This window comes from Mucilaginibacter sp. (assembly GCF_028288205.1).
Lineage (GTDB): Bacteria > Bacteroidota > Bacteroidia > Sphingobacteriales > Sphingobacteriaceae > Mucilaginibacter.
This window is the reverse complement of sequence record NZ_JAQBOD010000013.1, coordinates 1-8208: the sequence shown is the minus strand read 5'-3', so window position 1 is coordinate 8208 and position 8208 is coordinate 1. Positions and strand designations below refer to the sequence as shown.

Annotated in this window: 6 protein-coding genes and 1 pseudogene; all 7 read left to right on the top strand. The window is 38.4% G+C overall.

Annotated elements, in window-relative coordinates; genetic code table 11:
• Positions 1 to 68 precede the first annotated feature (68 nt).
• Positions 69 to 512, top strand: a complete 444-nt coding sequence (locus JWR23_RS03450) for an Hsp20/alpha crystallin family protein (RefSeq protein WP_299513036.1) — start codon at positions 69 to 71, stop codon at positions 510 to 512.
• Between the two features lie 152 nt (positions 513 to 664).
• Complete coding sequence (locus tag JWR23_RS03445) at positions 665 to 874, top strand: SHOCT domain-containing protein (RefSeq protein WP_299513034.1); 210 nt, start codon at positions 665 to 667, stop codon at positions 872 to 874.
• Between the two features lie 187 nt (positions 875 to 1061).
• Positions 1062 to 1688: an RNA polymerase sigma factor gene (locus JWR23_RS03440; protein WP_367277509.1), complete on the top strand. Its 627-nt coding sequence runs from the start codon at positions 1062 to 1064 to the stop codon at positions 1686 to 1688.
• Between the two features lie 72 nt (positions 1689 to 1760).
• Positions 1761 to 2699: a FecR family protein gene (locus JWR23_RS03435; protein ID WP_299513032.1), complete on the top strand. Its 939-nt coding sequence runs from the start codon at positions 1761 to 1763 to the stop codon at positions 2697 to 2699.
• A 115-nt stretch (positions 2700 to 2814) separates the two neighbouring features.
• Positions 2815 to 6177: a TonB-dependent receptor gene (locus JWR23_RS03430; protein ID WP_299513030.1), complete on the top strand. Its 3363-nt coding sequence runs from the start codon at positions 2815 to 2817 to the stop codon at positions 6175 to 6177.
• Between the two features lie 30 nt (positions 6178 to 6207).
• On the top strand, positions 6208 to 7770 hold the full coding sequence (locus JWR23_RS03425; protein WP_299513026.1) for a RagB/SusD family nutrient uptake outer membrane protein: 1563 nt from the start codon (positions 6208 to 6210) through the stop codon (positions 7768 to 7770).
• Positions 7771 to 7883: 113 nt separating this feature from the next.
• A pseudogene (locus JWR23_RS03420) lies at positions 7884 to 8208 on the top strand (hypothetical protein); the annotation flags it as partial.

The window sequence follows — 8208 nt, the reverse complement described above, 5'->3', positions numbered from 1 at the left end:
CGAATATACTACTTGTTGTCAATGTAGCCGGAATATTCCGGTGAACAAATGTTAATGGAGGAATTATCATGACCTTAGTAAAATTTGATGAGGGGAAAAGCAAGGGCAGCCTTGTACGCCCCGGGTTTGACAACATTTTTGAATCTATTTTAAATGATACCTTTTTGTCAGACCGGATGGTATCGCGGGTGCCAGCGGTAAATATTGCGGAAACAAACGGGCACTACCATATTGAATTGGCTGCGCCAGGGCTGAAGAAAGAAGATTTTAAAGTGAATCTGGATGGCGATATGCTGACTATCTCGGCGGAAAAGGAAGCAGAGCAAGGGGATAGAGATAAGAAGTATAATAAGCGGGAATATACTTATACCTCATTTGTTCGCTCCTTTACCTTGCCAGAATCAGTGGACGAGGGAAGTATAGAAGCAGAATATACCGATGGAGTGTTGAGGATTAATATTGCAAAAAGAGAAGAAGCCAGGACAGCCAGCCGCCAAATTGAGATTAAATAATCTCATATAATAGGTATCATTTTTTTATTGGGCGCTGCTAAACAGCGCCTGTTTTTTATGCGATGTTGATCTCTAAATATCAAATCAAGAGAAAAATATCAGTAAGTCAGCGTCAAACCTGGCTACCACAAGAACAAATTAATTAAAGCTATGTGGTACTATCAATATTATTGGGGAATGAACTGGATAGGTGGAGCATGTGGATTTTCCTGCTGATCTGGATATTTGCAGTTCCATACAATATCCCCGGTCAGCGGCACCAGAAGGAAGATGCGTTGGACATCCTGAAAGAACGTTTCGCCAGTGGCGAAATTAATCAAAAGGAATATGAGGAAAGGAAAGCGATTATTGAAAAAAAGTAAAAAAGCTTATCAGACTTCTGCACTTCACAAGAAATACGTGATTCGCGTGTTCCTTTTTTTATTGACAATTTCGTTTCTGCCGCATACATAAGTAATTGTCTGCCCCCAACAAAGCGTACTAAAAAAAAATTCTTAGGATGTCCAAATTTTTGCAATCTCAATATTAATGAGTTAAAACTAATTTAACATTGGAAGCATAACTTTACCGGCAGGTAGTTTTAAGGGAAATTTCAATGATACAGAGCTGCTGGAGCAGATTAAAGAAAACGATCATTTTGCATTTGATGCTTTATTTGATCGTTATTGGAAAAAACTATACCAAACAGCTTTTGCCCGGTTAGGCGACGAAGATACTGCCCAGGATATTGTTCAGGAAATATTTATAAAGATATGGAAGCGAAGGGAAAGCCTGGATATCCAAACTTCGCTGGAAAATTATCTGCATAGCGCGGTGCGTTTTAGTGTAATAAGCCATTACAGATCAAAAAAAGCAAGCGAACTGCAAATGCAAAACGCATTAGAGCGAATTAATCTGTTAGAAGATTCTATTGGTTCGCTTACTGATTACCTGGAATTGGAAAGAACGCTGGAGAATGCGGTAAACGGGATGCCTGAAATGTTAAAAAAGGTTTACCTGTTAAGGAGTGATAATCATTCAGTAAAAGCCATTGCCGGTGAATTGGGGCTGGCAGATCAAACCGTAAAGAATTACATAGCAGAAGTTACCCGCCGTTTGCGTATAGTGATTACAGAAAAATATCCCGGGAAGCATTTAACCTATATTGCAGTTTTAGCAACTGTGCTTTACAAATAGTTAACATAAACATTACATAAATTATAAGTACTTATTGGGGTTAGCAGCGACTTAATACTGAAAACCCTAATAATGGATATTAATAAATTTAGAAAAAAGTTAAAACGGTATCAAGAAGGCCAATCCAATGAAACGGAGAGTGCTTTAATAGAGGCCTGGTATAAATCATACCCTGTTGATGAGCAACAGCCTGATGAAAAAAAGGCGCAAATTTTACGTGATAATATTCATAATAAAATAAAAGCGGCCACATCTAATCCCCCACTTATTTATTTACCTCTCTTTCGTATTGCTGCCAGCCTGGCAATTATTTCAACCATATCTCTGCTGATCTGGAAATATACATCTTCAAAACAAGCAGAACACCTCTCTTATTATACAGTAACAACCGGCACAAAAGGAATAAAGCAGGTTACACTGCCAGATGGTTCTGTTATATGGCTTAACGCGGATAGCCGGTTAAAGGTACCTGTTGCTTTTAAGGGGCATTTTAGGGAAGTATACCTGGATGAAGGCGAGGCATTTTTTGAGGTCAAACGAAATCAGTACCATCCTTTTATAGTGCACAGTACAAATGTAAATGTACAGGTTTTGGGTACTTCATTTAATGTAAGGAGCTATAAAAATCTTAAAAGTACTGAAGTAGCAGTTGCTACGGGTAAGGTAGGGGTAACAAAAAATGGCCATACACTGGCTATGCTGCTACCCGGGCAGGAGCTAAGCTATAATCATGATAGTGGTAAATATTATCAAAAAACAGTAAATCCAGACAGGGTTCAAAGCTGGAAACAGGGGTATACTTATTTAAAAGATGTTGATTTTAAAGAACTGTCACTGGTCATCAAAAATATTTTTGGCTTATCGCTTAAAGCTGGCAACAACCAGGTTAACGCTTACCATTTTAGCCTGCGGGTAGATCATCATATTCCCGCCGACCAGCTATTAAAAGTTATAAGTCAGATACACAATACACAATTCAGAAAGGAGGGGAACAATATAATTCTCTATTAAATAAAAAGCGGCTCTGCGGGAACAGAACCGCCATAATTTTTTGCAGGTTAATGGACGGTAATCCGGCCTGCAATGCTCAGTAACTCATTCATTATCACTAAAGCAAAACAAAAATATGAATTTCTATACACAATTGTGGAAGCAATTTATGCGCATTACTATTTTATCATTTAGTATTTTATTAACAATTGGGCTCCTGTATGTACAGGCAGCCAATGTAAGTGCCCAAAGTTTGGACCAACGCATCAACATTAAATTTGATCATGAAAACCTTTACGATGCTGTAAAAAAAATAGAGCAGGCAACCAATATGGTATTCGCCTACGATACTGAGTATCTGGGTTTAAAAGATAAGTTTGTAAAATCGTCCAATTTTCATAACGAGCAGTTGGAGGCTATCTTAAACAAGATATTTACAGGTACAAATATTACTTTTAAACAAGGTGCAGGCAATATATTATTGGTTAAAAAGCCAGTACCCGGCAAAATATCAGGAAGAGTAACTGATGAAGGCGGATTACCCTTGCCGGGCGCTACAGTTATAGTAACAGGTACCAATAATGCCACCGTAACCAATGCTAACGGTTTTTTCACCATGAACCTGGAAGAGGGAAACTATTCCATTACGGTTAGCTTTGTTGGATATATTAAAACCGATTATAAGAACATAACTGTAAAAGCCAATCAAAATTATATACTGAATGCCATATTGAAAAACAATGCGCTTTTAGAAGAAGTAAATGTTTCTTATGGTAAGCAGTTAGGTCGTGAAATTACCGGTTCTATTGCAGTAATTAAAACTGCTGATTTAGCTGATATACCGGCAAATCAATTTGCGCAGGAACTACAGGGAAAAGTTGCGGGGGTTGAGATAACCCAAAATAATGGCGCCCCAGGCAGGGGCTTTCAATTCAGAATACGAGGTGCAGCCTCCTTATCTTTAACCAATCAACCGCTTTTTGTAATTGATGGTATGCCCATTACCGGTAGTATTAACAACATTAATCCGGATGAGATCGAATCATTTACAGTACTTAAAGATGCATCTGCCACAGCATTATATGGTTCACGCGCTTCAAACGGGGTAGTGTTGATTACTACTAAACACGCTAAAGCAGGTGATTCAAAAGTTACTTTTGATGCCTATTATGGTATTCAGGCTATTCCGCAAAAAGGCCGCTATAAGCTAATGAATGCGCAGCAATGGGCACAATTTGAGAACGAATACTACCAGGATAAGCTTGCCTATGAGCCTGCTTCTAAACCTACGCTTGACCCGGTTTATCAAAACCCAGGCCGGTATGGTGCAGGAACAAACTGGTTTGACGTAATTACCCGCAAAGCGCCAACCCAATCGTATAATTTAACGGTTGCTACAGCCAGGGAACATTCGCAATCAACAGTTGTAGTAGGTTATATTAATCAGCAGGGCGTAGTTGTAAATACAGGCATGCAGCAATTTTCTTTACGTATTAACCAGGATCTTTCTTTAGCTAATGATAAAGTTAAAATAGGGTTCAATATAGCCCCAAGCTATCATCTTGATCATAACAACAGGATAGCTACCGAAGGTGTTGGAAATGTTATTGAAAAAGTATCAGAAGCAAGCCCGTTAACATCACCTTATAATCCTGATGGCAGCTATACTTATAGCGCGGCCAGCCCCGGCCAGGTAGCTAATATTAACCCATTGGCTACACTAATGGAAACTGTAGATAACTATAAAACAACCCGGATACTTGGAAATGGCTATTTAAATTATGAGATCATAAAAGGACTTACCTTAAAAACAAATATAGGTATTGATAAAGGATCCGAAACGCGGGATCTCTTTATACCTTCTGCCATAACTACAAGCCTTGTTTCAACCGGTACAAGTTCATATGTTGATAATTATTCCTATACAGCTGAGGCTTATTTAAATTATAAAAAAACCTTTTTTAAAGATCATAATATCGAAGCGTTGGTAGGCTATTCTGCTCAAAAATTTTCTCAGGAAAGCAACTCAATAAACGGGTCAACATGGTCCACAGATGCTATACCTTATTTAAGCCAGGCTACCATAATTACTTCAGGCACCAGCAATACAACCGCTTATTCGCTTTTATCCACCATAGGCCGCTTAAATTATGATTATAAAGGCAAATATATTCTATCAGCGGCTATACGTAATGATGGATCCTCACGCTTTGGTATCGATCGTAAATATGGATATTTCCCTTCAGTGTCGGCAGGATGGATACTCAGCGATGAAAAGTTTATGGATAACTTTAAATTCGTTAATTTTTTAAAAGTAAGGGCCAGCTATGGCTTAACAGGTAATAACAACCTGTCAAATTATGCACCAATTTCGCAAATTGGAAGTGGACAGGCTTATAATTATACCTTTAATAATGTATTACAGACAGGTGCTGTTAACAGTACTTTGGGTAATGCCCAATTAGCATGGGAGCGTAACAAACAACTGGATATAGGGTTAGACATTTCTTTGCTTAAGGACAGGATATCCTTTACTTATGATTATTATCATAAACTAACCGATGGGTTGATTCAGAACCGTCCAATTCCGGTAAACTCCGGCTTTACATCCCTTGCATATAATATAGGCGCTATAAAATTCTGGGGGCACGAATTTACCGTAAATACGACTAATTTGAATGGTCGGTTTAAATGGACCAGTAGTTTTAATATTTCATTTGACCGGAATTTGGTTACCAGTTTAGTATCTCCGGGATATATCATCAGAAACAATACCATTTCATCTGATTATGATCGTACAGCAGTTGGTAAGCCATTAGGGATGTTTTATGGATTTGTTTTCCAGGGCCTTTATAAAGATGCGGCAGACCTGGCCAATTCTCCTAAACAAACGCTTGCTACCGCCGATGTTGGAACTATTAAATTTAAGGATGTTAACGGGGACGGTATTATTGATGCTAATGACAGAACGTATATTGGAAATCCTAATCCTAAATTCAGATATGGTTTTACCAATAACTTCAACTATAAGCAATTTAGCTTAAATATCACCATGGCCGGCTCTTATGGAAACCAGATTTTAAATGCCGATAAATGGGCTTATTTAACTAACATGGACGGAGCACGCGGAGGATTGTTAGCTGCTGTGGCTGATCGCTGGAGGTCACCTTCAAACCCGGGGTCAGGAATTTATCCGAGAACAGAAACGGGTACAACTTCTCTTGGCCGGGATGTGGAATCACAATGGGTTGAAGACGGTTCATACATCGCTGTTAAAAATATAAACCTTGGTTACACTGTACCGCTAAAAGGTAAAGGTGTAGTAAATAACTTAAGAGTTTACTTGTCTATCACAAACGCATTGTTTTTTACTAAATATTCAGGCCTTAACCCTGAAGTTAGCTTAAATGGCTTAAATGGTACGGGCGAAGGAATAGATGAAAATTCTTATCCGGTTTACAGAACCTATTCAATGGGTGTTTCAGCAAGTTTTAAATAAGCCTTAGAGCTTAATATAACCTTTAAAAAAATGAAAAAGATATATTTATTAATAGCATTGGTTGCTTTTACAGTAACATCATGTAAAAAAAGCTTTATTGATCTAACCCCTCAGGATCAGATATCAGGAGCTAATTTTTATCAAACAGAAACCGATTTCAGGCAAGCCTTGGCATCAACCTATGTTACGCTTAGAGCTTTATTTAATTCAGACTTCTATATGTCAGAAATGCGATCAGATAATGCGGATTATGATTATTATCCGGTAAACGTTGGTACAGCCTATGTTTATCGTGAATATATTCATGATTGGGTTGACGACGCCTACGACTCCTATACAGGCGATATATACAGATATTGCTATGTTGGTATTTCAAGAGCTAATACTATTTTAGACAAGTTACAGACAGCTACTGCCGTTAGTGCAAGTTCAAAAAGCGAAATACAGGGCGAAGCTGAATTTTTAAGAGCTTTATATTATTTCAGGCTGGTAAGATATTTTGGTGGTGTACCCTTATCATTACATGAAGTAACCACTGCTGATCAGGCTTTTATACCGCGTGCATCTGCTGATGATATATACAAGCAGATTATTGCTGATGCAAGTGATGCCATAACCAAACTTCCTACGGTAGCTTTTGCTAAAGGGCAACAAACCGGAGCGGCTACTAAAGGTGCGGCAACCATGCTGCTTGCTGATATTTATATGACGCAAAAGAATTATGCCGGTGCCGAAACCTTATTAACTACTTTACCAGGTATGGGCTATGGTTTATTGCCAACATATGCATCTGTGTTCTCAAGTACTAATAAAAACAGTGTTGAATCTATTTTTGAAGTACAGTATATGGCAGGTGCTTCAGGGGGGCAGCAAAGTAGTTTTATCTACCTGTTTTTACCACGCACAACAGACACCAAATTAATAACCAGCGGTGTTACAACCAATAACTCCACCTCCGGTGGCTGGAATGTTCCAACACAAGATTTGCTGAATGCCTACGAACCCGGAGATACACGGTTGGATGCTTCTATCGGCATAGCAGAAGGAACTTATAATTCAAGTTATATTTTTACTATATCTGCTTATAAAAGTATTATAAACTATAAGCCTGCTGCAGGTAAGATTGGCCGTCCATTTGATAAAAAAGTGCTTAACCCGGTAGCTACAGCCAATAACACAGACGATGACTGGCCTGTTTACCGTTATGCCGATGCTTTATTGATGTTGGCTGAAGCACAAAACGAACAGGGTAAATCAGGTCCGGCTTTAACCGGTTTAAATGCAGTACGTGCCCGGGCTTTTGGAAATGCTTTACATAATATTACCACCACTGACCAAACTGCATTAAGAACTATTATAGCACATGAAAGACGCATAGAGTTAGCTTTTGAAAATCACAGATGGTTTGACCTGCTTAGAACTGGAACTGCCATAAATGTAATGTCTGCTTTTGCTACTCAGCTAAAAGTATTGCACCCTTATTTATCAACAGCTTCATATAATGTTCAGCCCTTCCGCTTACTGTATCCTATACCATTATCCGAAAGGAATGTAAATCCAGGATTAGTACAAAACCCGGGATATACTTTTTAATAAATAAATATAATTGTTCATAATAACAAAGCTGCTGTATACAGCAGCTTTGTTTACCTGGTTAATGCCACCAAAGCCTATGTTAAATGGGAATAAGATTTAAAATAAAATCTATGAAAACAATTAAAATTTTAATGCTGCTGTTGGTTATTTATGCTGTTGGATATAGCCAGGATAAAGCCACAAATGGAGGGCAGTTTTCATCTCCTGCTCCTGATTTAAAGCATGTTCTGCTACCAAATGGATGGTCACTTACCCCTGCCGGAAGATCATTAGAAGTTGGAGATTTACCATTGAATATTGCTGTTTCTGCTACCGGCAGGCTAATGGCAGTAAGTAATAACGGCCAGGGTACTCAAAGTATCCAGCTTATTGATGCCATTCATGAAAAAGTGTTGGATAACCTGGAAATACCAAAATCATTTTATGGACTGAAGT